26 protein-coding genes and 1 tRNA gene are annotated in these 25,654 nt (G+C 43.1%); 18 read left to right on the top strand and 9 right to left on the bottom strand.

Translation table 11 applies throughout. The annotated features are described in order from the left end of the window. The first annotated feature begins 14 nt into the window (after window positions 1-14). The 3 genes from ybgF to AC6R1A_RS09640 all read left to right on the top strand — a co-directional run bounded on the left by ybgF (window position 15) and on the right by AC6R1A_RS09640 (window position 3,213). On the top strand, window positions 15-788 hold the full coding sequence (ybgF, locus tag AC6R1A_RS09650) for a tol-pal system protein YbgF (RefSeq protein ID WP_500634133.1): 774 nt from the start codon (window positions 15-17) through the stop codon (window positions 786-788). Window positions 789-987: 199 nt separating this feature from the next. Next, window positions 988-2,049 carry a quinolinate synthase NadA gene (nadA, locus tag AC6R1A_RS09645; RefSeq protein ID WP_500634132.1) on the top strand — a complete coding sequence of 354 codons (1,062 nt, stop codon included), beginning with the start codon at window positions 988-990 and terminating at the stop codon, window positions 2,047-2,049. Between the two features lie 129 nt (window positions 2,050-2,178). After that, on the top strand, window positions 2,179-3,213 hold the full coding sequence (locus AC6R1A_RS09640; RefSeq protein WP_500634131.1) for an ion channel: 1,035 nt from the start codon (window positions 2,179-2,181) through the stop codon (window positions 3,211-3,213). 42 nt (window positions 3,214-3,255) lie between these two features. Here the strand turns inward: AC6R1A_RS09640 and AC6R1A_RS09635 are convergent, their stop codons facing one another. Continuing rightward, window positions 3,256-3,825, bottom strand: coding sequence for a UPF0149 family protein (locus tag AC6R1A_RS09635; RefSeq protein ID WP_500631941.1), 570 nt, complete (start codon window positions 3,823-3,825; stop codon window positions 3,256-3,258). A gap of 125 nt (window positions 3,826-3,950) precedes the next feature. On the opposite strand from AC6R1A_RS09635, the gene AC6R1A_RS09630 reads away from it, so the two are divergent. The 9 genes from AC6R1A_RS09630 (at window position 3,951) to AC6R1A_RS09590 (ending at window position 14,360) form a co-directional block, all read left to right on the top strand. Then, complete coding sequence (locus AC6R1A_RS09630; protein WP_500634130.1) at window positions 3,951-6,377, top strand: hybrid sensor histidine kinase/response regulator; 2,427 nt, start codon at window positions 3,951-3,953, stop codon at window positions 6,375-6,377. 254 nt (window positions 6,378-6,631) lie between these two features. Beyond that, window positions 6,632-7,081 (top strand): L-alanine exporter AlaE, encoded by a 450-nt coding sequence (locus AC6R1A_RS09625; RefSeq protein WP_487902653.1) that lies wholly within the window; start codon window positions 6,632-6,634, stop codon window positions 7,079-7,081. A gap of 145 nt (window positions 7,082-7,226) precedes the next feature. Beyond that, window positions 7,227-7,314 (top strand) — tRNA-Ser (locus tag AC6R1A_RS09620). Window positions 7,315-7,638: 324 nt separating this feature from the next. Beyond that, window positions 7,639-8,865: an integrase domain-containing protein gene (locus tag AC6R1A_RS09615; RefSeq protein WP_500634129.1), complete on the top strand. Its 1,227-nt coding sequence runs from the start codon at window positions 7,639-7,641 to the stop codon at window positions 8,863-8,865. Window positions 8,866-8,945: 80 nt separating this feature from the next. Beyond that, window positions 8,946-9,941: a hypothetical protein gene (locus AC6R1A_RS09610; protein ID WP_500634128.1), complete on the top strand. Its 996-nt coding sequence runs from the start codon at window positions 8,946-8,948 to the stop codon at window positions 9,939-9,941. 99 nt (window positions 9,942-10,040) lie between these two features. Then, window positions 10,041-10,271, top strand: a complete 231-nt coding sequence (locus AC6R1A_RS09605; RefSeq protein WP_500634127.1) for a helix-turn-helix transcriptional regulator — start codon at window positions 10,041-10,043, stop codon at window positions 10,269-10,271. A gap of 266 nt (window positions 10,272-10,537) precedes the next feature. Next, window positions 10,538-11,557, top strand: coding sequence for a hypothetical protein (locus tag AC6R1A_RS09600; protein WP_500634126.1), 1,020 nt, complete (start codon window positions 10,538-10,540; stop codon window positions 11,555-11,557). After that, on the top strand, window positions 11,554-12,870 hold the full coding sequence (locus AC6R1A_RS09595) for a VapE domain-containing protein (RefSeq protein ID WP_500634125.1): 1,317 nt from the start codon (window positions 11,554-11,556) through the stop codon (window positions 12,868-12,870). The genes AC6R1A_RS09600 and AC6R1A_RS09595 overlap by 4 nt, the downstream gene beginning before the upstream one ends. A 698-nt stretch (window positions 12,871-13,568) precedes the next feature. Next, window positions 13,569-14,360 (top strand): hypothetical protein, encoded by a 792-nt coding sequence (locus AC6R1A_RS09590; RefSeq protein ID WP_500634124.1) that lies wholly within the window; start codon window positions 13,569-13,571, stop codon window positions 14,358-14,360. A gap of 149 nt (window positions 14,361-14,509) precedes the next feature. Here AC6R1A_RS09590 and AC6R1A_RS09585 read toward each other — a convergent pair whose 3' ends face one another. From AC6R1A_RS09585 to AC6R1A_RS09550, 8 genes are all read right to left on the bottom strand, one after another. Next, the gene (locus tag AC6R1A_RS09585; RefSeq protein ID WP_500634123.1) at window positions 14,510-15,667 is read right to left on the bottom strand and encodes a hypothetical protein; all 1,158 of its coding nucleotides are present in this window, start codon (window positions 15,665-15,667) and stop codon (window positions 14,510-14,512) included. Next, entirely contained in the window at window positions 15,657-15,995 is a 339-nt protein-coding gene (locus AC6R1A_RS09580; RefSeq protein ID WP_500638715.1) for a cyclic-phosphate processing receiver domain-containing protein, read from the bottom strand. The genes AC6R1A_RS09585 and AC6R1A_RS09580 overlap by 11 nt, the downstream gene beginning before the upstream one ends. Then, window positions 15,956-16,687 carry a hypothetical protein gene (locus tag AC6R1A_RS09575; protein WP_500638714.1) on the bottom strand — a complete coding sequence of 244 codons (732 nt, stop codon included), beginning with the start codon at window positions 16,685-16,687 and terminating at the stop codon, window positions 15,956-15,958. The genes AC6R1A_RS09580 and AC6R1A_RS09575 overlap by 40 nt, the downstream gene beginning before the upstream one ends. A gap of 58 nt (window positions 16,688-16,745) precedes the next feature. Further along, entirely contained in the window at window positions 16,746-16,883 is a 138-nt protein-coding gene (locus AC6R1A_RS09570) for a hypothetical protein (protein ID WP_500634121.1), read from the bottom strand. Continuing rightward, a complete protein-coding gene (locus AC6R1A_RS09565; protein WP_500634120.1) occupies window positions 16,873-17,481 on the bottom strand; it encodes a hypothetical protein in 609 nt (202 codons plus the stop codon). Before AC6R1A_RS09565 ends, AC6R1A_RS09570 begins: the two co-directional genes overlap by 11 nt. 9 nt (window positions 17,482-17,490) lie before the next feature. Continuing rightward, window positions 17,491-17,847: a hypothetical protein gene (locus AC6R1A_RS09560; protein ID WP_500634119.1), complete on the bottom strand. Its 357-nt coding sequence runs from the start codon at window positions 17,845-17,847 to the stop codon at window positions 17,491-17,493. Further along, window positions 17,840-19,027 carry a hypothetical protein gene (locus AC6R1A_RS09555; protein ID WP_500634118.1) on the bottom strand — a complete coding sequence of 396 codons (1,188 nt, stop codon included), beginning with the start codon at window positions 19,025-19,027 and terminating at the stop codon, window positions 17,840-17,842. Before AC6R1A_RS09555 ends, AC6R1A_RS09560 begins: the two co-directional genes overlap by 8 nt. Before the next feature lie 79 nt (window positions 19,028-19,106). Beyond that, complete coding sequence (locus AC6R1A_RS09550) at window positions 19,107-19,643, bottom strand: hypothetical protein (protein WP_500634117.1); 537 nt, start codon at window positions 19,641-19,643, stop codon at window positions 19,107-19,109. Between the two features lie 218 nt (window positions 19,644-19,861). On the opposite strand from AC6R1A_RS09550, the gene AC6R1A_RS09545 reads away from it, so the two are divergent. From AC6R1A_RS09545 to AC6R1A_RS09520, 6 genes are all read left to right on the top strand, one after another. Continuing rightward, window positions 19,862-20,110, top strand: coding sequence for a hypothetical protein (locus tag AC6R1A_RS09545; RefSeq protein WP_500634116.1), 249 nt, complete (start codon window positions 19,862-19,864; stop codon window positions 20,108-20,110). 169 nt (window positions 20,111-20,279) lie between these two features. Continuing rightward, window positions 20,280-20,456: a methylation-associated defense system helix-turn-helix domain-containing protein MAD1 gene (mads1, locus tag AC6R1A_RS09540; protein WP_500634115.1), complete on the top strand. Its 177-nt coding sequence runs from the start codon at window positions 20,280-20,282 to the stop codon at window positions 20,454-20,456. After that, window positions 20,453-21,370, top strand: coding sequence for a restriction endonuclease (locus AC6R1A_RS09535; protein ID WP_500634114.1), 918 nt, complete (start codon window positions 20,453-20,455; stop codon window positions 21,368-21,370). The genes mads1 and AC6R1A_RS09535 overlap by 4 nt, the downstream gene beginning before the upstream one ends. A 44-nt stretch (window positions 21,371-21,414) precedes the next feature. Continuing rightward, entirely contained in the window at window positions 21,415-23,769 is a 2,355-nt protein-coding gene (locus AC6R1A_RS09530) for a type I restriction-modification system subunit M (protein WP_500634113.1), read from the top strand. Beyond that, window positions 23,769-25,043 (top strand): restriction endonuclease subunit S, encoded by a 1,275-nt coding sequence (locus tag AC6R1A_RS09525; protein WP_500634112.1) that lies wholly within the window; start codon window positions 23,769-23,771, stop codon window positions 25,041-25,043. The genes AC6R1A_RS09530 and AC6R1A_RS09525 overlap by 1 nt, the downstream gene beginning before the upstream one ends. A 7-nt stretch (window positions 25,044-25,050) precedes the next feature. Then, window positions 25,051-25,650, top strand: coding sequence for a hypothetical protein (locus AC6R1A_RS09520; RefSeq protein WP_500634111.1), 600 nt, complete (start codon window positions 25,051-25,053; stop codon window positions 25,648-25,650). Window positions 25,651-25,654 lie beyond the last annotated feature (4 nt).

Below are 25,654 nucleotides of genomic sequence, written 5' to 3'. Positions count from 1 at the left end.
TCGAGGATTGCCTCATGTTCAGTAACTTAAAGCGAGCGTTTACGCTGACGTTACTGGCAAGTGCAGCGAGCTCTGTGCTCGCTGCACCAGCCCCAGTATCTGATCTCGGCAGTAGTGGCAACGGCGCTGCGTCGACATCCGTTGTGCGTAGTAACGAGTCAGACGTAGAGCGTCTTGAACGCTTATTAGAAAACCGCAACCGTGTGCAGCTACAAATGCAGCAGCAACTTGATGGTATGGCGCTAGAAATCAGCGACCTTCGCGGACAAATCGAAAAGAATAATTACGACATGCAGCAAATGCTGCAACGTCAACGTGAGCTGTTTATCGAGCTCGATAAGCTGCGCGCTCAAGCCAGCGCCGCGCCTGCTGTGGTCCCTGCGGATGCAGCAGACAACCAGCCGACCGGCACCTTCAGCTCCGATGCGAGCGAGCAAGAAGCCTATCAAAACGCCGCCGATCTCGTGCTGAAAAAGCGCGATTACACCGGCGCTATCGCTGCATTTAAACAGTTCCAGCAAGACTACCCAGATTCTAGCTTTGCGCCTAATGCCCACTACTGGTTAGGACAGCTCTATTTCGCGAAGAAAGAAGACAAAGAAGCCGTGAACAGCTTTGCCGCTGTGATTGCCTACCCAGAGTCCAATAAGCGTGCAGACGCACTGCTCAAATTGGGTGACATTGCTAAGCGCAACAACAATGAAGCTCAGGCGAATAAGTACTACCAACAGGTGGTAGATGAGTACCCTACCAGCGCATCCGCCAATATGGCAAAGGAACGCATGTAGACTCTGTCTCGTTGCGTGTCTCGTCGCCCTGGGGCAACACATCATCAACAAGAAGGAGCGCATGTCGCTCCTTCTTCATTTTGGGTTCGATAGCCTTTGTCTCTTACGCATAAGCAGCGGTTCTAAGGATGAGGTGGAATCTACAACACACTTGGGGTTACAATATTCGGACTACTGGAAGTTGCGTAGAGCAAGAGCAATGAGCCACATACTCGATAAAATTGAAACCGTTTACCCATTCCCTCCTAAGCCCGTTCCGCTGACGGATGCAGAAAAGCAGGCCCACGTGGCCAATATTAAAGCGCTGCTGAAAGAAAAAGATGCGGTACTGATTGCCCACTACTACACCGATCCTGAAATTCAGGCGTTGGCAGAAGAAACCGGCGGCTTCGTGGGTGATTCGCTTGAGATGGCGAAATTTGGTAACCGTCACCCAGCCAGCACTTTGATCATTGCGGGCGTTCGCTTTATGGGTGAATCTGCAAAAATCCTCACACCTGAAAAGCGCATCTTGATGCCAACCCTAGAGGCGGAGTGTTCTCTTGATTTAGGCTGCCCAGCGGATAAGTTCAGTGAGTTCTGTGATGCACACCCTGATCATACTGTGGTGGTGTACGCCAACACGTCTGCAGCGGTAAAAGCGCGCGCTGATTGGGTGGTGACATCGAGTATTGCACTCGAAATCGTCGAACACTTAGACGCGCAAGATAAGCCGATCATCTGGGGCCCAGATCGTCACTTAGGTTCTTACATTGCCAACAAAACAGGCGCAGAGATGTTGCTTTGGCAAGGGGAGTGCGTAGTTCATGACGAATTCTCCGCAGATGCACTGCGTAAGATGAAAGCCGTCTACCCTGATGCGGCGATTTTGGTCCACCCGGAATCTCCCGCTAGTGTGGTTGAATTGGCCGATGCGGTTGGCTCGACCAGCCAGCTGATCAAAGCCGCTAAGGCTCTGCCGCATAAGCAGATGATCGTCGCGACGGATAAAGGTATCTTCTTCAAAATGCAGCAATTGGTGCCAGAGAAAGAGTTGATTGAAGCCCCAACCGCTGGCGCGGGTGCAACGTGTCGCAGCTGTGCACACTGCCCTTGGATGGCGATGAATGGGCTTAAAGCGATTGAAACCGCCCTGCGTGATGGCGGCAAAGAGCACGAAATCTTTGTGGACGAAGCGCTACGAGTGAAATCACTCATTCCGCTTAACCGCATGCTTGATTTTGCGGAGCAGCTTAACCTGCAAGTGAAAGGCAACGCCTAATCTTTGATGCGTTAAACGCCTATTGAGAGAACCAGCCATTGTGTTAGCGCATTGGCTGGTTTTTTTCGTTCTAGGGATCCGCTAGTATGAAAGCCATAGACGCCAATATCACAACAGTAGAGACTCAGCATGACATTGTGGCTCACCTTTAGAAAGTGGATGATGACGCACTTGTTCAAACTCAGTGCACGCAATGTGCTGATTTTGTTTTTTCTCTACGTGTTGATTGCATGGGTCTTGCTTGATGCCAGTGGTGAGCAAGCGCTCACACAAGATATTTCAACCTATTTTTATTTTTTGATGGTGACCGCCTCGACCGTGGGTTATGGCGATCACTCACCGCAGACTGCCGTAGGAAAATGGGTTGTGATGTTGTTTGTCATCCCTGGCGGGTTAACCTTGTTCGCGGCCTTAATTGGACGACTGGCGGGCAGTGCGGTGGACTATTGGCGAGCTGGTGTATTAGGAAAACGGAGAGTGGGTGTGGAGAATCATATACTACTGTTGGGGTGGAACGGGCAGCGCACGATGCATTTGATTCGGATGCTACAGCATGAGGAAGCGGGCAAGCGCCCGATTGTACTGTGTAGCCGCTCAGACATCGAAAACCCATTGCCTGGTGAAATTGGCTTTGTGCGAGTCACCAGTTATACCGACCAGCAAGAGATGGCGAAAGCGTCTATCACCGATGCGAGCTGTATCGTGGTCGACAATCTAGAAGATGACATCACGCTCTCTGCGGCTCTCTACGCGGCGAACGTGAACCCCAAGGCTCATTTACTCGCGTACTTTAAAGATGAGGCGCTCAGCCAGCTTCTTAGCCAGCATTGCCCGAATGCCGAGTGCATACCCGCAGTAGGCGCAGAAATGCTCGCCAAAGCGGCTGTTGACCCGGGCTCTAGCGCTTTGCATCAAGAGTTGCTTGCTTCGACGCGGGGTATGACGCAGTACTCCACCACGTTACCAACGGGCTTTATTCAGCGCGACATCTCGCCTATTTTTGATTACATGAAGCGAACTCAACAAGCGACATTGATCGCGATTGATGTTGGTGAGGGGATTGAGCTGAACCCGGATTTAGATCGGCAAGTCAAAGCGGGCGATAAGCTGTTCTATATTTCAGATGAACGAATCGAGTCGTTCCGGTGGCAAAAGTTGGATTAAAAAACGCGGCGTGATGCCGCGTTGTTCGTTTCCATTCAGGGATTAATCTTGCTCCGCCAGCATTGAGCCACGCATGGTAAGGCCGCATAGCATGGTTGGCACAGCGTTGAAAATCTCTTCAAACTGCTCTAAACCCTCAATACCTTGATCGGCCAAGGTGGCGATGGAGGTCTCGGGATCGTACAACATGCTGATAGAAAGCAGTACCCCACCCAATAGCGCGTTATCTTCGCTCTCTTCTGGCATGATGGTTTCCCAATCATCGCGCGCGAGTTGCCAGCCTTGCAGTAAGCCTTCGCAGAAATCGCGAGTCGCTTCGTTGACGATCTCTTCTTCATCAATCTGACAGCTCTCTGGCCATTGCCATTCATTGTTTAACAGGGCAGGACGGTAGTCATTCCACATCGCGATCACCGCTTCAATGTAGGACTCAAGCTGCTCACCATCGGAAAACGGAGCGACGTCTTCACCGCCCCATAAGAATGGAAGCCACTCTTCCGGTGCCAGCACGTTGGGTGCCGCGGCCATGGAAGTCACAAAACCGCGAGTTTTGTTTTCGTTAATAAGTCGGCCTTCTAGTTCTGGCAGAGCTAGGATCTCTTGTAGCGTCAAAATGGGTTCCATTGAGTGTTTGAGTTGTGATGGAGCAATGTTAACAGTCTCTTTCTGAGAGAAAAAGGTTGAACCCTAGTGATATCCGCTATAATTTTTTAGAAACAGTAAAAATTCAGACGTTTATGAAAATTCGTTCTTCCCTCAAGCGCAAAAGTAGTTATGCGCTGGCGCTCTATTTGGCGCTGGCGGTGACGCTCATTGGTACCGTGAGCTACTTGGTGGTTGAGCCACCGATACGCGATCAGTTGGAAGCGAATTTGGATCTGCGCACTGAGCTCCTCTCGGCGCAAATCGAAGAACCGATCAATAGCTCGCTGGGCATTTTGCAAAGCATTGTCGCCATCGGCAGCAACAACGAGCCGCAAGATCATCAAGAACGGATTTTGTACAAACTGTTTGAAACGCTGCAGGGCATCACTGTCAGTGGTGGACTGTGGCCGGCCTCGAACCAAGAGGGCGCTCAAGACGCGCGTGAGACACAACTCCAAAGCCTGTTCTTTACCCGAGCCAGTGATGGCCTGATAGACAGAATACGCTCATGGGATAATCCTGCTTTAGGGGGTTATCAGCAAGAACCATGGTTTACAGCGGCGGTGGAAAAGCCCGCCGGTTATGTCGCATGGTCTGAAGTCTATATTGATCCGTTCACCCACATTCAGATGATTACCGCTTCCTCGCCATACTATGTTGACGGGCGATTTGCCGGTGTCGCTACCGTCGATATTTCATTGTCCAGCTTGGTGAAATTTGTTCGCCAACATGCTGAGCAGTACGATCTCGGCGTCATCTTGCGCGATGCCTACGGGGACTTGGTGACCGAGCACAATTTTCAAGTCGTGAGAGGGATGTACATCAGTCGCTTCCAATTTGGTGAGTTTAATTGGAGCGTGGATGTCATCAACGCCAAGCGCCTCGTGACCGAACAAGTCTATGAAGTCGTCTACAAGGTGGAGGCGGGTATTGTCCCCATCATGCTGATCTGTGTACTGATTGGGTACTTTTTGATTAACCGCTACCTCATTTCTCCCATTGTCTATATCGCCAAAAAAGTGGATGATTCTCGTGAAGGTGGGGTGATAGACATTACCTACAACAGCCAAGATGAAATTCGTCACCTTATCGACACGTTTAACCAAAAGACCGTGTATCTTGATGCGGAAAAACGCAAGGCGCAGGCCTCGACCGAAGCGAAAAGCGCGTTTTTAGCCTCGCTGTCTCACGAAATACGCACACCGATGAATGGCGTCTTAGGTACGGCGCAGATTCTACTCAAAACCGATTTAGATGATGAGCAGCGCAAACACATGAAAACCCTCTATGACTCTGGGGATCACATGATGACGCTGCTCAATGAAATCCTCGATTTCTCCAAAATTGAGCAAGGTCGTCTAGAGCTCTCAAATCATCCTTTCCCGCTTGAATCGATCATCGGCAGCGTAAACAGCGTCTATTACACCCTGTGTAATGAAAAAGGACTCAAGTTAACCGTGCACAGTGACGTACCGGATGGGCGTTGGTACTGCGCCGACAAAGCGCGTCTAAGGCAGATCCTATTTAACTTGCTCAATAACGCGGTGAAGTTTACATCTCGCGGCTACGTGGAAGTGCATTTGAGTGAACAAAAGCGTGATGGGAAGAACTACCTCAACGTCGAGGTCAGAGACTCGGGAATCGGCATCGCCAAAGAAGCGCAAGGGAAGATCTTTAATCCTTTTGAGCAAGCAGAGTCTTCAACGACACGACGTTACGGTGGAACAGGGCTTGGCCTCTCTATTGTTAAACAGATTTGTGAACTGATGAACGGCGAAGTAAGCGTAACCAGTGAGGTAGGGATCGGCTCGAGCTTTCACATCAGCATCGAAATGGCCATCAGTGACATTCAACCTGTCGAAATGGCTCAGCGGTGCAAAGTGGACTACAAAGGGCTCAAAGCGCTGATTGTGGAAGATAACCGCACCAACTCCGTGATCATGAGCACGTTTTTGGCCAATAAAGGCTTTACGTGTGATTGTGTCGATAATGGTCAAAAAGCCATTGATGCGATTGGCTCAACCCACTATGACCTAGTGTTGATGGACAACCACATGCCCGTAATGGATGGGATCGAGTCCACCACAGCGATTCGAGCGCTCCCCGATGGCCATGCCAGCACCTTGATTTTTGGCTGTACGGCCGACCTGTTCAAAGAGACACAAGACAAAATGTACGCCGCAGGTGTGGACGCCATTATCTCCAAACCCATCGATGAAACCGAGCTTGACGACACACTGTTCCAGTTTACTCATCGTCTGTATGGTTCAATGAGCGCAGTCATTTCAAACGAAGAAGAGTTAGAGAAAGCACTGGTGAGTTTGTTCGTAGCGATTGAAAATCAACAGTTTGAAGAAGCACTGACCTGCGTTGAAGCGATTCAAGCAAGTGTCGACTCGTCGAAAAGTGCCAACTTACGTCAAGCCATCGACAACCTTCACGGTGACATAGAAGCCAAGCGTACGCCAAGCCAAATCGATTTGGATACTCTCGCCGTTGAAGCGAGTCGGAACATCTAGAATTGGCTGCCACATTCACCTCAATACTACCTGAATGCTCGTTTTGCTCAGAAAACACACAAAGGTCAGAAAGGTAGTGAAAAATGCTGCCTTGCTCACACTATTTGGTGGGTTATTGACCAAGCTTACTTAAATTCGAGATCAAAGACTGCAAATTTACTGTTCTAATAGCGCCATCAACTGGGTGATATTTTTATCTTAGTTGTATGTGTTGTTGTTTGTGTGTTGTATTAGTTTATTGTTTGGTGAGTGAAATGAGGCCTAGAGCGCCGTTTTGTATTCGTCATGCCGCTGCAGATACCTTTGCAATGGTCGTGTTTTGCTTTATTTCCGGAATGATCATTGAGATCTTTATCTCTGGTATGACATTCGAGCAGTCTCTTGCATCAAGAACGCTGTCTATTCCCGTCAACATCGCTATCGCATGGCCTTATGGCGTGTTTCGTGACTTTGTGTTGCGTCAAGGGCGACGACTATCGCCATCAGGTGCAATGAAAAGCGTCTCAGACTTGCTGGCTTACGTGCTGTTTCAATCCCCAGTCTATGCCGGCATTCTTCTGGCCGTGGGGGCATCCACCGATCAGATCATGACGGCCGTTGCCTCGAACGCTGTCATCTCATGTGGTATGGGTGTGTTGTACGGCTATTTTCTCGACCTATGCCGCAAGTGGTTCCGCGTTCCGGGTTACTACCAACGCGCGTAATTGCATGAACCTTAACCACTTAACCCAATAAGTAGCCAAACAAACCCAATGACTTGGCTTTTTTTGGGAATGGGTCTTGACCTAAGGTAATAGAATCATTAAATTAGCGCCTCGTTGGTGAGCAACACCAACCACAATTTGATTCGGTGAGTTGTCCGAGTGGCTGAAGGAGCACGCCTGGAAAGTGTGTATACGGCAACGTATCGAGAGTTCGAATCTCTCACTCACCGCCACATTCATGTTAAAAGACGTCCAAGGGCGTCTTTTTTCTTGCCTAAAATTCATTAAAAACAATTACTTATTGTCAAATCCTGCCTAATCGTGTCTATCCCAAACCAACTTTTTCTGTAATGCCAAAAGTAATGCTTTTATACTGTATTCAGAAATAGCATTACTTTTAGGGCTCAAATTAGCATTACTTATGCTTATAGGAGCAGAATTGGAATCGGTTTCTGAGCATGCTAACTATATGATAAATAGAAATTCACATAAGATGCATTACACAAAATTTAAGGAACCGGATTGAACCTCTAAAAGCATTACTTTTGGGAGTGGATATGGCAAAACTAACTGCTAAAGAAGTTGCAAGTGCAAAGCCAAAAGATAAGTCATACCGTCTTGGTGATGGTGGTGGGCTTTATCTACATATACGAAAGGGGGGTTCAAAAGCTTGGGAATGTCGGTATATCAAACCGACAACTCAAAAGCCTACGTATACAGGAATTGGATCATATCCTGATGTATCACTTGCCAATGCTAGAGATAAAGCTACTGAGATCAGACAACTAGTTTCAGAAGGTATAGATCCTCAACTGGTTAAAGCTGAACAAAAAGCAAAAACCACCAGTGAACAAAACAATACTTTTAAAGTGGTGGCCACGCTATGGATGGATACTAAGAGAAATAGAATCAAAGAAAAAACGATAGAAGGTAACTGGCGCAAGCTTGAGCTTTATGCGTTTCCTGAAATTGGTTCTATTCCAGTAACTATGCTTTCGGCACCTATGGCTATAGCAGCACTAAAGCCTGTAGAACAAAGCGGTCATCTTGAAACGGTCAAACGTACTGCACAACTTATGAATGAAGTCATGACTTACGCGGTCAATGCTGGTCTTATTCATGCGAATCCCCTAAGTGGTATTAAAGAAGTATTCCGAAAACCAAAAGTAAAACATATGCTTGCATTAAAGCCTGATGAGTTGCCAGAGTTAGTTCAAACAGTGTCACGTGCAAATATGGCGATAACAACAAAATGTCTTATTGAGTGGCAACTTCATACAATGACCCGTCCTAATGAAGCGGCCGGAGCGCGTTGGTCTGAAATTGATATTGAGAATGCTGTGTGGACGATACCAGCTAGCCGGATGAAGATGAATAAAGAGCATCAAATACCACTTACTGAACAAACATTAGCCATTCTTGATGTTGTTAGACCTGTCAGTGGTCATCGGGATTTTGTTTTTCCATCCATTCGTGATCCAAAGAAAGCGACAGATGCAGAAAGCATTAATAAAGCTTTAAGCCGAATTGGCTTTAAAGGACGGACCACTGCACACGGTTTACGTTCTCTAGCATCAACGACCTTAAATGAGCAGGGATTCAATGCTGATGTGATAGAGGCGGCACTTGCACATACCGATAAGAACTCTATTCGTAAAGCTTATAACCGTACGAGTTATTTTGAACAACGTAAACCATTAATGAACTGGTGGAGTGAGCATATAGATCAGGCTAGCTTTGGAACTTTATCCGTAACAGGTTTACGACAATTGAAAGTGGTTTGAAAACTATCAATTTCTAATTTTTAATTGAGGGGGGCATAACCAATGGATGCTCTTCTTAAGGGTATTTAAAGGAGTTAAGAGTGAGCGATTCAAAAGGAAATGGAAAAACTATTTTGATACCATTTCAAAAATGTTCGATATCTCGTGCGGCTAGATTCCTTAGCGAAGTATTAGAACAATCTATTGAAAATCAAGATATTGAAGATTTGATAACCGAGGGAGTGATTCTCACTTGTATCAATTTGGGCTCCTCAGTGGAGAACGATGAAAATATAGAGTCGTATATGTCATTACAGGCAAGTATTGGCGTCGAAGATGAGGAGCTAAAGAAAAAAATTAATCAAAGTGAATTATCTGATGATGTCGTTAGTCAAATAACGGATGAACTCGAATCAAATTTGAAGGTTTTTTGTGACAGCTACTTAGTTCCATTGGAAGATGGAGAGTACTTCAGTGGGCTTTTCCCTTTGTCATGGCAAGTTGATGAGCCATTGTCCAAGATTTTATTACCTGAACAGGAAGTTGCTGAAGGCTGGAATGTTGAACGTGATGGTCTAGATTATATGCTGTTCACAATTCCGATTATCCCTAAAGGCTTTTGGGGGCTTATCCCATCTTCATCAGATTCATTTATAGACTTGTTTTCTGTTGGTGTTGATTCTGACGAGTTTGACTTTTGCCGACTGCCAAATACTAATCACCACTGGTTGGGGAGTCTTAAGGGTAAAAAAATTTGCTCAGAAGATATTGTCATTTTTGCATCAGAGCTAAAAAAACTGATTGAGTTAAAGTTTAAAGATCAAGTCAACGTCGTGACGATTTCTGAGTTGGATCAAGTCAATAAAAAAATGCCTCATACTAAAAAACCGCAGGCCAGAACAATAGTGAAACAAACGCAGATGATAGTTTCATTAATAGCTGCTGATTCCAAATTAAGAGAAAAACTACTGATGGCTAAATCATGGAAGGAAAAACTTGTACGTGTGAATAACTATTTGGCGCAAAGTAAGATTCCTCCTTTGAACATTACTCCGGAAACTCTTCAAAATTGGTTAGGTGGTAATTTCGAAAAATAGAACTTTTCTGGAAAACTATTCTTGTTTTCCACATTACTATCGAACAGTCTTATAAGCTTCCCTTTGTCTAATGAAGTACAAACATGACAAGGGGAAACCATGACAAACATTGAAACCAACGATTCGTTAAAAATTGATCCTATCTTACGCTTTCCTGAAGTATTAGCTTTTACTGGAGCGCGTTCTCGCCAAACTATCTACAACTGGATGGAAAAGGGCTTGTTTCCATCATCAATAGAAATCGGGCCTAATAGCATCGGTTGGCTAAAATCCGAATGTGAAGCTTGGAAACAGCAACGAATGGAACAAAGACAAGTTGTTCAACAGTGAACCACGTTCGTTAGTCCATTATTAATAAAGTTACGAGCCACTAACTCTTCCTAAGTCGATAGGCATTTCTCAAATGTTAACTATGTGAAATATGCGGTACATCCGTAGGGATGAATCTTGCCTTAAATCTAGTGATTTCGGATCGTTAAGCTGAACTCATATGTGCGTTTGGGGTTAAACATTAGTCTCAAAAATTCATTCATGTGTTATCGCCTATTTTAGTGCTCGTATTTTCATTTTTTTGTATCCGGTAAAGTGGTAGATATATGTATTTATTGATTGAAAATATTTATCAAACAAAAGGATTTGAGTTGATTGACTGGAATCAACTTGTAGACTTAATACGAAATCCCCCGAAAATTAAAGCCACCTGCGCTCTAGAAGCCAAAAAACAAAGCCAGGTTGTAACAGCTAGTAATTGCCAGAGTAAGCGCTTAGAAGCGATTGCAGCGCATAATAACTTTACGTTATTACGTTTAGATCTTGATGAGACCCAACGCACGTTAGAAACGATAAGAGAGACTTTGCATAGCCTTGATGTCAGCTCTTATATCATTCACACAACAGCGAGTTATCAGCAAGCTGGTAAAGGGAACCGGTATCGAGTTTATATCGAGCTTGCCGATGGAGTACCTCATGATGAATGGCAACTAGCACAAACTTACTTGGCTTACTGTTTTGAAACTGATGATTGCTCAAATCGTCCTCAGCAAATTATGTATTTGCCTACTCGGTATGCTGGTGGCCAATATTTTAATCACGTTAATTTCGGTGAATCATTAAAGCTTGGTAATTCACGTTTAATTGAGCAAGCGATAAGTTTTGATGATGAACAAAAGAAGAAGATTCAAATACTTGAAGAGGATCAAGCAAATCGTATTAAACCAACTTATATAGGGAAATGGTTAACTGGCCAGGTATCGATAATTGACGCGGTTAATGCTGGCTACGTATGGTTAGATTTATTAACTCAATATGGTTATAAGCGTCAGGGGCGAGCATGGCTACCTCCTGAATCAAAGAGTCGATGTGCCGGTGCTTACATACTGACCGCAATGGACGGTATAGAGCGTTATTATTCTCATCATATTAGTGATCCTTGTGCTACTGGGATTTGCATCGATAAATTTGATTTTTTGGTTATCCGTTCATTTAGTGGAGATGTTTGTAAGGCTATCAGATCTTTGTCCAAACACTTTCCAGACATCGATCTTCACAATAGAAAAATTTATTGGGCCCAAAAAACATCATTGATGTTGGAAGAGTTTAAGGATGGGTATCAATGAAAAAAGTACCTAAACCAACCAATGTCGTGCAGTTAAAGACCTCTGTTGATAATAAAGAGTTTAGTGATCTTGTTTCTTTAGAATTTCCACATGTTCGAATTAGATCAAGTAAAGAACCACAGCTTTTGAATACAGCTGGTAATTTATCGGTACTACTGGGTCAGTTAGAGATGAAAGCTGTGTTTAACGAGATGACGTTAGATAGAGAGATCTTTCAAAATGAAAACCTTTGTTCATCGCTTGATTCTGCCCGGAGCAAGATAATCTCCGCGATGTCGATTTGTAGTCTACCAAAGCAAACTCTCGATGATCATCTATCAGCTTTAGCAGAGCTTAATACGTATCATCCGGTGAAGGACTGGTTGGATACTGCTCAATGGGATGGCATTCATCGACTAAAAGACATTGTTCAATGTATGAACCCAGCAAACTTTGAAGTTGCTTACATAGTAATGTCTCGTTGGTTGACTGGTTGTGTTGCGTCCTTGTATGAGCCGAGGTTTAGCAGCAAATTGACGCCAGTTCTTCAAGGAGATCAATCTTGCATGAAAACCGCGTTCATTGGTCGAATTGCTAATGTTGTACCTCGCTCCTTTCTTGAGGGAGCAGAGCTGAATCCAAGTAACAAGGACAGTGTTCTCCAAGCGATATGCTCATGGATTGTCGAACTGGGTGAATTAGAGCGAACGACAAAAGGTCGCAATACTGTTCAAGGTACAATCAAGGCATTTCTTACTAACGAAATCGATACGGTACGTCCCCCTTTTATTAAAGATCCAGTAAAGAAAAAAAGAAAAACACATTTTATCGCGACGGTTAATGGGGTCGATTTCTTGAAAGATGATACGGGGAATAGCCGTTATGGTGTTATTGAAATTTCTAGCCCTATCGATATGGAAAGAGTTAACGAGTTGTTAGGTTGGGAATACAACGGGACAGGACGCCTTATCCATAACCATCCAGAAAAGTTGAAACAATTTTGGTTAGAGATAAAAGCGATGTATTTGGATGGATATGGCTGGATGATGGATAAACATGAACAAGAAAAGGTTAGGCGAGTGACCGAACGATACAACGATAAGGGATCCTGGTATCACATTATTGTTGATAAATTTCTCCATGATGAAAATGCATCGAACCTTGAAGGGAGGTGGTTGAAATCAACGGATGTTTGTGAGCACTTAAACGCAGAAACACGGTTTAGTGTTTCGATAGGAAAAGCTCTGACCAAACTTTCAAGCGAAGGTGTAATTCAGCGTAGAACTCGGAGTGGGAACTCCCAATATTTCTTAAAGGTTCCTGTAAAGATTTAGCTTTTCACTTTCGACAAAGATGAGCCGCCTAATGAGAGGTGGCTTTTTGTTTTTAATGTCTATGCGTCAAGCGCCCTAAAGCTCTATTTAAATTCACATTATTATTATAATGGGATTTCAAATTTGAAATCCGCTTAATGGGATTTCAAGTGCTTCAAATCCCATAATGGGAATTCAAATGCTTCAAATCCCATTATGGGAAATCAAATGGGTTCATTCACGCAGAATCAGTAGAGCTCATTCATCGCTAAGCTGATCATTTCCAAGGGCGGGGGCTCTGAGCAAATGTGTTGTCCAATTCATCTTAATCTTTAAACTGTCCAATATTTGTAAATTAGTCCTATTCTCCACTATAAAAGGTAAAACCCCTTATACAGCAAGGGTTGATAGTAGTGGACTAGCTGGTGGAGTAAAAATTTAATCAATCATGCCTGGAAAGATAGATTTAAGACAGAAGAAGCATAGGGGAAAGTATTTTTTACACCACCGTGCTGGAAGTCTTGTGTGCCAATGAATGAAACCCAAGCTGGTGGAGTAGTTGATTAAAAATAAGTAATCACTATTGCTGTTTTAACGCGTTAAGATTATATCGAGATGAGATCAATCGGCAGGGATATGGATTGTGTTATATTGCTACTATGCTCATATGTCGCTTTAAGTGAGCAGAATCAAGTCAACCGTATACAACAGGGATGATAATGACAAGTACACAAAATGTTTATTTTATCGGTCTAATGCTTATTGCATTTGTTGGGCTAACAGCCTTTGTTATTGCATCACTTAGAGGCAAGCGTGAAGATAGCATCGAAGCTCACACCGATCCGGAAAAACCTCAAAAGGTAGTAACACACTACAAAGTGAATGACGTGGACGCTGAAAATGGTGTTGTTACAGATGCAGCCATATCGACACTGTCTGAATGGGCTCTGTTAAATAAACATGGGCGATTATTGAAGTCCGCTCCTACAGGGCAATACAGCTTAAATAGCTCACCTATTCGTGAAAAGAAAGCTGATACCCCGAATAAACGAGCGATTAACGAAAGAGCTGATCATACACGTGCGGCCAGAGTAAATGATTCTAACATGCATGAGTTGACGGGGATTGGACTGGGATTAGCCATGCTTAATAGTTCTACTCACATTCATGACGATGGTATTCACAGTGGGCTATTCAGCGAATCTGCTCACTCGGTCGATGACATATTCGATAGTTCTATTAATGGTTGTTCTACAACGAGCATATCTGATGATATATCCATCTGCGAACCAATTATCAGTATAAATCCAGCAAGTGGATTACCGATGATTGATGACTGTATGGATGTAGGGGGGAATATGTTTGGTACAGATTCAACGGATGTTACATTCGATGATCCTTTCAGTAGCGGCTCGATTGGAAGCGTTTTTGATGACTCATTTAGCAGTAGCGCGTTTGATGATAGTTTTGGCAGCTCTTCATTTGGAATATCCAGTGATCCGTTTGATTGAGATTAAGGCTTTGTCGGTTTGGGCGTCTAACCTGAGACTGACATGGTTAGACGCTAAATTCTCAACGCATCTCTTCATCAACAAGGACAGTCTCGTTACAATGCTATGAGAGTGCATAAAGAAAGCTGAATTAGAACCAGATGAACCAGCTACTTCAAATGCCCCATATCCACTGGTGTCTGCATTTCCGGTGGTGTAGTAACCATTGCTTTGCCATCTAGAAGATAAGGCTCGTCCAGATATCGGGAAGCAATAAAGGTATTGCTGTTACTGCTGAAGGTATACGCGACGTTGTCGTGATAGATTATGTGTGGGTAGTCATCGCTGTTACCCTGCAATGTATAAGGCGTTGAGTGGAATGTACGCAGGATATCGCGACCGATATGGGTTTTCTTAAGATAGCGCCACAACATAAGTGAATCTCTACCATCTTCAGTTTGGAAGATCTTTGGTTTACCGGATTCATCTAGAGTAATTCCTCCCATAGACATAACAACAAAAGAGTTATGTCCGTAGGTTGTCCATCCGATATCATTACCCAGCAATGCATGGACAGGGTCATTATCTTTTACTTTCACAAGTTCATTAAAAGAAACACGAATCGCGATATCGAAAGGTTTGTAGATGTAATCAGCATGCAAAGACTGGCTGTTAGTATTTGATAAGTAGTAATAGACATTTCTGGATTCAGAATCGCAGCCTATCGCGCATTCAACATGCCATCCCATTGTATCTGCAATTTTTTGTACCTGTCTTTCTGAAAAAGCTTTCAGGGCTTTTTGAGCCTGTTCTTTCGTTGTGATCAACTCACCATTATAAGTGTTCGGCAGCCATGCTTTTGAAGCGTACTCTTCACTGCCATCAAAAACTTCTCCCAGCACCAAACCTGCACCAAAGGCTACTGCACCCGCAGTTGCACCGGCAGAAGAATCAAATTGTCCGACTGCCAGGTCTGTTGTCATTTGTGCCATGGTGCCGGCTTGTGCAGCACTTCCTGCTGACCACTGAGCGTACGCTTTTGAACTGGTAACCTTCTTCTCAATAGCTGCACGGTTGTCACTTTCCATTAAATCTCTGGATAAGTAGCTGACTTTAATCACCTGATCCTGTTGGTCTTCGCTAAGCTTTACCTTTTCCGGATAAGTTGTCATATCAGCAAAATATGGATTTTTCATCCGGTCAGCACAACCGGAAAGTATTGACACTACTGCGAGTGTGAACAGACAACTTTTTTTCATTTTGTTACCACTAAAGATTTTGTTTTTATGAGTGTTCAGCCTGTACTGACTGAACGCTTTATATGGCATTTTTTGCCGCTTGTTTTTTTATGCTGCTTATTCCGGCCAGCATTTTCTGTCTAGCTGAAGAGTTTGCAGAATGAATGTGAATGACCGGCGGTGCAAAACCTTCGGTATAGACGGCCTCTTCTATCCATAAAATGACGTCATAGCCGGTTCCCCTAAGGTCATCGCCTAAGTCATGATCCAGACTTATTTCAGTCACTTCCCCTGTTTTTAAAAGCTCAATAACCTGAAACGGCCAATATACACGAACCCAGCCTTCTGGTGCCTCTCTTTCATCATCAAGATATATTTTCATTGTCTGGCAGTTCTCCGGAAAACGGTTCTCAGGCATTTCGCCTGCCTTTCTTTGATGATTAAAAACCGCAGCGTAGCTTCCGGGATACCCCATACCTCAATGTTTTCATTGTTCTGATACTGAATGAGCTTGTGTCGCAGTACATGCTGAGGAATCTCCAGTTTAACCAGCTTGGGGTTATGTAATCTGGAAACCAGAGATTTGATCGGCTTGCTGAGTGAGCCTCCTGTATGAAGGCGTACGTATTTATCAATAGCGTGGGTATTGATGAACACCTCATCCAGACTGGGCGTATTCACCACAACATGGCTAAAGTGACGCTCTGCAGGTTCATTGGCTATATAAAAATCCGGTTGAGAAACTTCTATTTCTTGGAAGCATTCAGGCTCAATATTCAGTTTTAAATCCACCCCTTTCAGCCGGTTACGCAAAAATGCACTGGTTTGATACAGCGGAGCTTCAGGAATACAGTTAACCAGCCCGAGAATCCGTTTATCTGAGACTTCCAGAGTAATGGGCTCCGGCTGTACGACCTGCATAGTAAAAACATTGACGTTAAACAGCAGGTGCTGAATGGTGAGGAGCTCCGCTAACAGATCAGTGTCGTCGGGACGGTGACTAAACTGCAGCTCTACTGTAAGTAAGCCGTTTCTGTTTCGGCCAGCATACCATTCGACAACGGCAATGTTTTGGTTTAGCGCTGTGGCTCTGGTTTTAAGAAAATGCATATTATCTTTCCTGTATTTTCAACAGTTCAGCCCGGCTTCAGAGCTGAACTGTTATGACTTACTGGTTGCTCATCAACATCAAAGTGATAAGAATGAAGATGGCGACAACGTTAGTGATAAGCAATGCGTTAATATCGCTATGAATCCCGATAAGAAAAAACACTAATGATGCAGGTGCAATAAACTTAATGTTCATATGACTTGTTTCCTTTTTCTTGCAAGCGTTGCTGTAACTGCTGGAACGCGGCTTTCACTTCTACCTGATCACTGCCATGCAGTTTTTCCATTGCCTGAGAGAAACGAGCGTAAGAGAGTCTCACCAGTTTATAGGCAGAAAAACGTCCATTTTCTGCCACAACTTTGTGTTCTACCGTTTCATACCCGTTAACCGGTACAGAAGATACGATGCTGTCGATAAGGCGGGTGTATTGCTCTTTCATCTCGTAGTTACTTTCCTTGTTGTAACTTTGCTCATTGCCGGAAAGCTCCTGGGAAAATGATTTGGCCAGTTCATACTGGGCATTGAGATCCGCTTTTTTCATTGCGAAATCAATGTTTCTACTCTCCCCGCTTCCCACACCATAAACGGATGTATCATCATTTTTTGGTGGCATCAGAAACCACTCTGGTACATTGCTGATTTTATCTTCGGCTTTTTCCTGAGCAGCATTGGTTCTGATTTGTTCCGCTTTTAGCTGATCACGGGCAATGTCTGCTGAATCAGGTGAAGAAGCACAACCGCTCATAGTTAATGTGGCGACAAATGCTAATAAAATAACGTTAATTCGGTTCATGACTCTCTCCTAGATTTGTAGTGTGACGCAGTAACTTTTAATGCCATTAATTTCTTTGTAATAAGACTCGGTTGTCTGAATACCCCTCAATCTAAGTTGTCCGCTGGAGTAGATGTTTTCAGTCAACTTGTCAGTAACGTCATAGGAATCGCTACTTTCTGTGGTCACTTGTTCTATATGGCTACGGGCTGTGACCACACTGTTTAAATCCAGAACCAACCGCCCTTTTGCTATCGTTTTAGCGGTTGCCCGGTCGATAGATTCATTACCGGTAGTTTCGATACACGCGGTAGCCGTTGGATGCTGGGTTTCGGCGAGACACGCAGAGGAAAACAACAATGCCAGAGTCATCAGATGTTTATTCATATTTCCATCCTCTGAGTTCTTTGCGGTCTAAAATCTCTACGGAAGCAGTAAGCGCCGTAATTTGTTTAAGTTCTGCTTCGTTGACATTGCGAATAACCATTGGGTTGCGGTACATAACTCCGATCATCTCGCTGCCTGGCGCACCGGCATACTGGAAGAAAAATTCATCATCATTGAAGAATCCCCCCATATTTCCGATGGGTAAATACCCCAGCTTACTGCCTGCTCTTACCTGTAATACGATAACTTTGTTAGTGATGTAACCCAGAAGCTTTTCGGTAAACGGTAATTTTTGTCTGTTGCCTTTGTTGTGGTATTCCGAAATTTTTATCGTTGATGGAGGTGTATGACGGCCTTTTTCCTGACTGACTTCCAAGTACTTACCAAGAGTCTGATAAGCTGGCTTATGGTCAAAATTCCACCTTACAGATACTGCGAGGTTATAAGTACCATCACTGTTTTTAGTAAATTGAGGACGACCTGTTTTGATATGTGCTTCATGCTGAATGAAACCGAAGACATTGTTGTCAATATCCTGCCTAGCCAGCTCATATTCATCATTTCCCAGAGTTGCCAGCTGAAACAATGTGCCTTCTTCGAAAATCTGTCGTGAGGATTCACGGTTATTATCTAAGTCCTGCAAAATCGCATTTCGTGCAGCCATCAGATCAGTGCGTGCTTTACCGGAGTTTATCTGTTTAGTGATATCGAACAGCTCTTTTCTCAGGCGTTGATTGTCTTTACGCAACACCTCCATTTTCTGACGTCGTTCAGGGTCATTTTTTAGTTTTTCCAGACCATTATTAATGGCTTCCTGCGACATACGAACCGTCGCGGTTGTGGTCAATACCACACTGCCGGACTGGTTAAGCTTGCGGGTATCTTTGCTATCAACAATTTCAATGAATCCAGCCGTTAATACACGAATTTGTTGTTTGGTAAGGCGGGAATCTGTGACTTTTTGTTCAGTCTCAACATAGCTGCCGGCATAGTCTGAAGCGGATTTTTTTATTTGCTCAATATTTAACGCCCGAGCACTGGTTAGTGTGTCGTTATCTCCCATAACCAGTTGCTCTGTGACCGATAATGTCAGGTTATTTTTGTCTTCCCGAATCAACTTTGTCCCGGCAAATGCCTGAGCTGAAATAATGAAAATAAATGCGGGTAGTAGTCTTAACATTGATTGTTTACCTTTTTCAGGGTGCAGAAATCCTGGCCCGTTGTGTTGCAAAGCAGCAGGAATTCTTATTTGAGTGTTTTTAATGAACGGTTACGTCAGGTAAATCGATAATTTTAGTGATGCAGAACAGAGTCCCTAACATCATCCAAAGTTTGAGACCATCGATATCCGGGCCGTCAGTATCAAAGGCTTCATCGATAGAAACACCTCTAGAAAGGGATAGGCAGCAAAATCTGAAATAATGGATATTTTGATCAGTTATACATAGATCCTTGCCTAATTGAGATTCCAAAATCCCTTGGAATAATTCGGATTCTTCACAGAGTACTTGTTGGGCACATGGGGTACACTTTTCTTCGACCAGTCGTGAGAAAAAATGGTTGTTTAAGGTACTTTGTTGGATCAGGCAACTGCTTATTACTCTGAATTCGTCGGTTATAACATGAGACAAAGCAATACCTCTTAGATGAGGTTCTTTGACAATCATTTTTGCCCACTCAATAGTGGCTTTTACGACATTATCAGTAGTCCCGTCAGGATGTGTTCGACCAGATATAGTGGCTTGTCTAATAGCTCGTGTTAGCTCTTTATTTAAAAACGAAATCGATGGTGTCATATACTTGTCCTCTGCTGAGAATGTGTTCGTATGAACAAGTATATTGGCAACCAATCATATTCAATGGTCCGTGTAATATGATCAAAGATAGTTTTATCAATATATATTATTGTTATATAAGGTTTTTATTTGTAAATTATAATAATGGGTAAAAGGTGTAGAAATTCTTTTTGAACGCGACCATTATGAAAAGAGATTGATTTAAGCGAGTAGGGAAAATGTTACTAGTACACATAATCTTTGTTTTGGGGACGATTGTTGGATTATTGGCTCTGTATGCACCCCAAATTGAACAGTGGAACAACAAGCATCTGTTATCTGCTGGTAAGACTAATGGTGTCTTTGGACAAGATAGCCTGGAGGATGTCGAAACTAGTGAAAAAGTCAACACAGAAAAATTAATCGATGCGGGTTTCACTCACAAACAAGCTGCAGCAATCGTTTCAATACTTGAAGAGACCAAGTAAGTTAAAGCTATGGCTAAGGTGAAAAATTCATCAGGCAGGCTTTGAGCTTGGCCAGTGATTAAGCTCTTAGTCTCATAATCCTACTACAATCATTGTCCATTCCTCAATTTTCCCATATTCTCTCATTATTAAATCTACTCATAAAATTCCTGAGAGCTAACACGCTGAAATGACTGACCAAATTTTAACCTTGAAAGAGGTTGCCACGTATTTAAAACTAGCCGAAAAAACTGCATACAGATTAGCAAGCGAAGGAAAACTGCCTGGTTTTAAAGTTGGTGGCTCATGGCGCTTCAAGCGTGAAGATCTCGATGCGTGGATTGAAAGTCAAAAGGCGAACAAATGATACCAAACTATCAAGTCTTTATGCGCCCTTTCTTAGAGGTCGCAAAAGCCGCTAATGGCAAAGAGGTAAAGCTAAGAGATGTTATTAATCAACTAGCTGACTTATTCGAGCTTTCAGAGGAAGAACGAGATGAACGCTTACCAAGTGGTAAGCAAACAGTACTCGATAATCGTATTGGTTGGGCTCGAACGTATCTCACAAAAGCAGGTCTACTAGAGGTAACCCGTCGAGCTCATTTTGTAATTACTGAACGTGGTTTAAAAGCGATTAGTGATCCAACCACAGAGATAGACAACCAGTACCTTAAACAGTTTGATGAGTTTGTTGCATTTAAAGATCGAAAGGCTGAACAGTTAGACTCTACCTCAGCAGTTGAAAGCGACGCGGATAATGTAACACCTGATGAAGTCCTCAGAGCTGCTTACAAACAAATCAATGATGTTTTAGCTTCAGATATTTTGTCTCGAACACGTAAAGTTTCCCCTGCCTTCTTTGAGCAACTACTGATCGACCTGCTACTAGCAATGGGCTATGGCGGAAGTGATGAGGGTATGGCTCATACACTTGGAAGAAGTGGGGATAATGGTGTTGATGGAGTCATCAACCAAGACCCTCTAGGTGTAGATCAGGTATACATTCAAGCTAAGCGCTATGCCGAAGGCAACAATGTAGGATCTAGTGAAATACGGGATTTCTTTGGGGCGTTGAACTTAAAGAAAGCGCAGAAGGGTATCTTCATTACCACTTCCGATTTTACATCCTCAGCCACACAAACGGCTAAAGATTTAGGTATGCGCATTGTGCTTATTAACGGTAAAGAGTTGGCTAAGTTGATGTTGCGATACAACATAGGCAGCCGAGACGAGCAAGTGCTTTATATTAAACGCATAGATGAAGAATTTTTTGAGGGTTAAGTACACCGTTTACTTAACCCTGATGACATAACAGGATTGTCCACATGAAAGACCTTGGAAAGTACAAAAAGCATAGTGACCTAGTTTGGAACATAGCCAACTTATTACGTGGCCCATACAGGCCACCTCAATACCGCCGAGTGATGATTCCTCTGACAGTTCTTAAGCGGCTGGATAGTGTGCTTTTAGATACTAAGGCGCAAGTTTTAGCTCATCACCAAAAGCTTGTGGCTGCGGGTACTGAAGAAGAAACAATCGAAGAAATCATCAACCAGAAATTTGATTTGAAGTTCTTCAATACATCTGAATTTACCTTTAAAACGCTACTTGATGATCCTGATAAGTTGGCAGCAAACCTGAACAAATATATTGCAGGTTTTTCAAAGCGAGCTCGTGAGATTCTTGAAAAATTTAGTTTTGGTGAAGAAATCGAGAAGCTAGATGAAGCAAACCGTTTGTACGAGGTTGTGAAAGAAATGGCTTCTGATGATGTAGATTTTCATCCAGATAGGGTTGATAACGTAGCAATGGGCTACATCTTCGAGGACCTTGTGCGCCGATTCAACGAGCAGGCTAATGAGGAAGCAGGGGATCACTACACACCACGAGAAGTGGTTAAGTTAATGATTAACCTTCTTTTTACTGGTGAAGAGCAATTACACAAGCCAGGAAAGGTTATTAAAATTTATGATCCTACGTGTGGTACTGGTGGCATCTTATCGGAAGCTGAGAGAACAATCATTGAGGACTTAAACAGAGACGCTAATGTTGAACTGTTTGGTCAGGAGTATAACGCTGAATCTTACGCTATCTGCGGTTCTGACCTAATGATTAAAGGTGAAGACGTAAACAACGTTGTTTACGGCAATACGCTAGGTACGGGTAAGGTGAAGGAAGGCTTTGCTGATGGTGATGGGCATCCTGAAGAGCGTTTTCACTATATGGCGGCAAACCCACCATTTGGCGTTGAGTGGAAACCAGAAAAAGATACTGTGACGAAAGAACATGAACAGTTTGGTTTTAAAGGCCGTTTTGGACCTGGGCTGCCAAGAATTAATGATGGTGCTCTACTATTTTTGATGCACATGATGGCAAAAATGGAACGACCACCAGAAACTTACACATTGCCAGAGCCAGGCGGTGTTGAAGGAGGTGAGGGTTCTCGTATTGCTGTGATTTTCAACGGGTCACCAATGTTTACTGGTGATGCTGGTGGCGGTGAAAGCAACATCCGTCGATACATCATTGAAAACGATATGCTTGAAACAATCGTAGGTTTGCCGGATCAGATGTTCTACAACACGGGTATCTATACCTATATCTGGATTGTAACCAACCGAAAGGCAAAAAATCGTCAAGGCAAAGTTCAACTAATCAATGCGACGGACTTTGCTTGGAAGATGAAAAAGAGTTTGGGTGATAAACGTAAAAAACTTGGTGAGGGACCGCTCGCAGGTAATAAAGATGAGCCTGACCACATTGCTGAAATCACCAAAATCTATGCGGCTTTCAAAGATGGCGAAACACGTACGTTAAATGAAATAGGTACTAACCTTGACAGTCCTAAGGACAAAAAGCGTAATAAAGATAAGCCTATATTTGTATCCAAAGTCTTTAATAACCAAGATTTTGGATACTTGAAAATTACAGTCGAGCGCCCGTTACGTCTTAACTTTATTGTAAATGATGAGCGCATCGAACGAGTTAAGCAAACGGCTTACTTCATCACTCTTGGTAACTCTAAAAAACGCAAAGATAAAACAAAAATTGCAGAAGAGATCGCCCTAGGTAAAGCTCAGCAACAAGAACTCTTGAGAGTACTTAATGAAGTGAAAGCTCTTTATGCAGATGGTGTTGTTGTCAAGAATCGAAAAGTTATCGAACAGCAGCTAAAAGCTGTATTTGCAACATCGGAGCTTAAATTTGATGCAGAGATGAAAAAAGCACTGCTTTGTGATGGTGTACTTGGTGAGAAAGATCCGACCGCAGAGCCCTGCCTTGACAGTAAGAACCGACCAGAGCCTGATGCGGATCTTCGTGATTTCGAAAAAGTTCCTTTTCCTGGTGGAATTCTAATTAATGGTAAGCGTGATGAAGAAAATGAGTTGATCGAGCTACCGTTACCATTGGATTACGAGACCAAGAAAACAAAAGGTAAGGTTGATACTGCCGAGTTGTTAGATCTAGTAAAAGAGCATTGTGAGAGCTTTCTAACAAATGAAGTTTTACCTTACCGTGATGATGCTTGGATTGACCACAGTAAGATTAAGGTAGGCTACGAAGTGCCATTTAATCGACATTTTTTTGAGTATGAAGAAATTGAAAGTATTGAAAAGTTAGCTCTTGAAATACAAGACATTGAGCAGGAAATGTTGGGAATGCTCAAGGAGGTTCTTTAGTGGACTACCATGTTTATCCTGAAATGAAAGTGAGCGGCTTAGGAAACGTAAAACTTATACCTAAGCATTGGTCTACAAAGCGACTTAAATTTATGGCCTCTATTGAAAACGGTAGAGATTATAAAGCTGTAGAAGTACAACCTAATGATCATGGTTTCCCTGTGTATGGGTCTGGAGGGGCTTTTAGAAAGGCATCAGACTACTTGTATGAAGGGGAATCGGTACTTTTTGGTCGAAAGGGAACAATTGATAAGCCACTATATGTTAAAGGTAAATTTTGGACAGTGGATACAATGTTTTACTCAATTGTGTCTAACGACGTTTCTCCAAAGTATATTTATTATTTGTCATTAACCATTCCATTCGACCTGATTGCGACTCAGACGGCTTTACCAAGTGTGACTCAAAGTGATTTGTCTAATTGCCTTTTGTGTTGTCCTCCTAAAGATGAGCAGATTCAAATAGCTAAATTTCTAGATTATAAGATCTCTCAAATTGATACTTTGGTTGAAACAAAAAAAGAAGTTAAAAACAAGCTCAAGCGACAGAGATTGGCAATTATAACCAAAGCTGTTACTAAGGGGATTGACCCAGAAGCGGTAATGTCACAAACAGGTATCCAGTGGCTAGGGAAAATCCCAAGGAATTGGAATATAAAACGACTAAGGTTCGTAGCAGATATCAACCCTGTTAAGTCAGAAGTTCGACATTTAGATCCTGAAACACCTGTTTCGTTTGTAGCAATGGATTCAATCGGTGAATACGGTGGAATTAGACTGGATACGACAAAACCGTTGTCGGACGTTTATAACGGATATACGTATTTTTCTGATGATGACGTTGTTGTTGCTAAAATAACACCATGTTTTGAGAATGGTAAAGGAGCTTTGGCTTCAGGCATGGCCAATGGAATAGGGTTTGGAACGACTGAACTCCATGTTTTAAGAGCAGGACTAGATTGTAGTAGTAGGTGGCTATTTTATTTGACAAACAGCTACGCATTTAGACAAATTGGCGAGTCTGAAATGTATGGTGCTGGTGGTCAAAAGCGTATCCCCGAAAACTTCATAAAGGATTTTCGGGTGGGTATTCCCCCTTTCGAAGAACAGGAAGCTATTGCTGATTTTATTGATGGGGAGTTACAACACATTGATCAGATGTTAGAAGTCAATATGAGGGCCATTTCTAGTCTTGATAGATACCGAAGAGCTCTTATAGCCGCTGCCGTTACTGGTCAAATAGATGTCAGAACTATAAATATTCCCGAGGTGTAGCTAGAAGATGGCAGTGGATGCAAATAAGTACTTCAGGGGCTTACGTTCTTACCTCAATACTAATGCTTATGAAATCACTAAACGTGATAATGGGCGAATTGTGCTGGAAGAAAAAATATTCTTAGCCGGAGGGGAAGAGCGTAAGCAGAGGGTGAGACTTGGATTCAGTGGTGAGGTTATTGCTTTAAAACTTGATCGAAAGAATCAAAATGGAAATACCGATCCACTATTTCACTTCCTAGAAGATGATGCTAGACCTTGGTCAAAGCGTTGTGACTTCGTCATTTTTCAACTTCATAGAAATAAGCTGTCTGTTTACTGTATAGAGTTTAAGTCTTCAACTTTACCAGATAGCTTAGTGGATCAGCTGGCATCTACGGAGTCTTGGTGTAAAGCAGTTCAGTCAATAATTTGCTTATACACCAATGAGAAAAAGCGACTGCATCTAAGAAAGTTTGTTTTCTCTTGTATGGATGATCCAAGTCGTTTTGTTGATGGTGAAGGTTATATTAAGCGCGATCATAGTGTTCGCCATTATCATTACGATGATCTAAACGGCATGAAATTAGAAGAATTAGATAACCAGTGTCCTGTGTTGGTTGGGTAAGGAA

Source organism: Vibrio sp. R10-SG3-ISO3 (genome assembly GCF_059834225.1).
Note: the sequence above shows the minus strand (reverse complement) of the source record. Positions and strands in the feature narration are given on the sequence as shown.

Bases quoted from the DNA above. Each gene is read 5' to 3' on its own strand.
- AC6R1A_RS09630 (WP_500634130.1), top strand. From the start codon at position 3,951: ATGAAAATTCGTTCTTCCCTCAAGCGCAAAAGTAGTTATGCGCTGGCG.
- AC6R1A_RS09575 (WP_500638714.1), bottom strand. From the start codon at position 16,687: ATGCATTTTCTTAAAACCAGAGCCACAGCGCTAAACCAAAACATTGCC.
- AC6R1A_RS09535 (WP_500634114.1), top strand. From the start codon at position 20,453: ATGATACCAAACTATCAAGTCTTTATGCGCCCTTTCTTAGAGGTCGCA.
- AC6R1A_RS09595 (WP_500634125.1), top strand. From the start codon at position 11,554: ATGAAAAAAGTACCTAAACCAACCAATGTCGTGCAGTTAAAGACCTCT.
- AC6R1A_RS09615 (WP_500634129.1), top strand. From the start codon at position 7,639: ATGGCAAAACTAACTGCTAAAGAAGTTGCAAGTGCAAAGCCAAAAGAT.
- AC6R1A_RS09605 (WP_500634127.1), top strand. From the start codon at position 10,041: ATGACAAACATTGAAACCAACGATTCGTTAAAAATTGATCCTATCTTA.
- AC6R1A_RS09560 (WP_500634119.1), bottom strand. From the start codon at position 17,847: ATGAATAAACATCTGATGACTCTGGCATTGTTGTTTTCCTCTGCGTGT.
- AC6R1A_RS09550 (WP_500634117.1), bottom strand. From the start codon at position 19,643: ATGACACCATCGATTTCGTTTTTAAATAAAGAGCTAACACGAGCTATT.
- AC6R1A_RS09530 (WP_500634113.1), top strand. From the start codon at position 21,415: ATGAAAGACCTTGGAAAGTACAAAAAGCATAGTGACCTAGTTTGGAAC.
- AC6R1A_RS09555 (WP_500634118.1), bottom strand. From the start codon at position 19,027: ATGTTAAGACTACTACCCGCATTTATTTTCATTATTTCAGCTCAGGCA.
- AC6R1A_RS09585 (WP_500634123.1), bottom strand. From the start codon at position 15,667: ATGCCATATAAAGCGTTCAGTCAGTACAGGCTGAACACTCATAAAAAC.
- AC6R1A_RS09590 (WP_500634124.1), top strand. From the start codon at position 13,569: ATGACAAGTACACAAAATGTTTATTTTATCGGTCTAATGCTTATTGCA.
- AC6R1A_RS09570 (WP_500634121.1), bottom strand. From the start codon at position 16,883: ATGAACATTAAGTTTATTGCACCTGCATCATTAGTGTTTTTTCTTATC.
- AC6R1A_RS09640 (WP_500634131.1), top strand. From the start codon at position 2,179: ATGACATTGTGGCTCACCTTTAGAAAGTGGATGATGACGCACTTGTTC.
- nadA (WP_500634132.1), top strand. From the start codon at position 988: ATGAGCCACATACTCGATAAAATTGAAACCGTTTACCCATTCCCTCCT.
- AC6R1A_RS09580 (WP_500638715.1), bottom strand. From the start codon at position 15,995: ATGCCTGAGAACCGTTTTCCGGAGAACTGCCAGACAATGAAAATATAT.
- AC6R1A_RS09520 (WP_500634111.1), top strand. From the start codon at position 25,051: ATGGCAGTGGATGCAAATAAGTACTTCAGGGGCTTACGTTCTTACCTC.
- AC6R1A_RS09600 (WP_500634126.1), top strand. From the start codon at position 10,538: ATGTATTTATTGATTGAAAATATTTATCAAACAAAAGGATTTGAGTTG.
- mads1 (WP_500634115.1), top strand. From the start codon at position 20,280: ATGACTGACCAAATTTTAACCTTGAAAGAGGTTGCCACGTATTTAAAA.
- AC6R1A_RS09625 (WP_487902653.1), top strand. From the start codon at position 6,632: ATGAGGCCTAGAGCGCCGTTTTGTATTCGTCATGCCGCTGCAGATACC.
- AC6R1A_RS09565 (WP_500634120.1), bottom strand. From the start codon at position 17,481: ATGAACCGAATTAACGTTATTTTATTAGCATTTGTCGCCACATTAACT.
- ybgF (WP_500634133.1), top strand. From the start codon at position 15: ATGTTCAGTAACTTAAAGCGAGCGTTTACGCTGACGTTACTGGCAAGT.
- AC6R1A_RS09545 (WP_500634116.1), top strand. From the start codon at position 19,862: ATGTTACTAGTACACATAATCTTTGTTTTGGGGACGATTGTTGGATTA.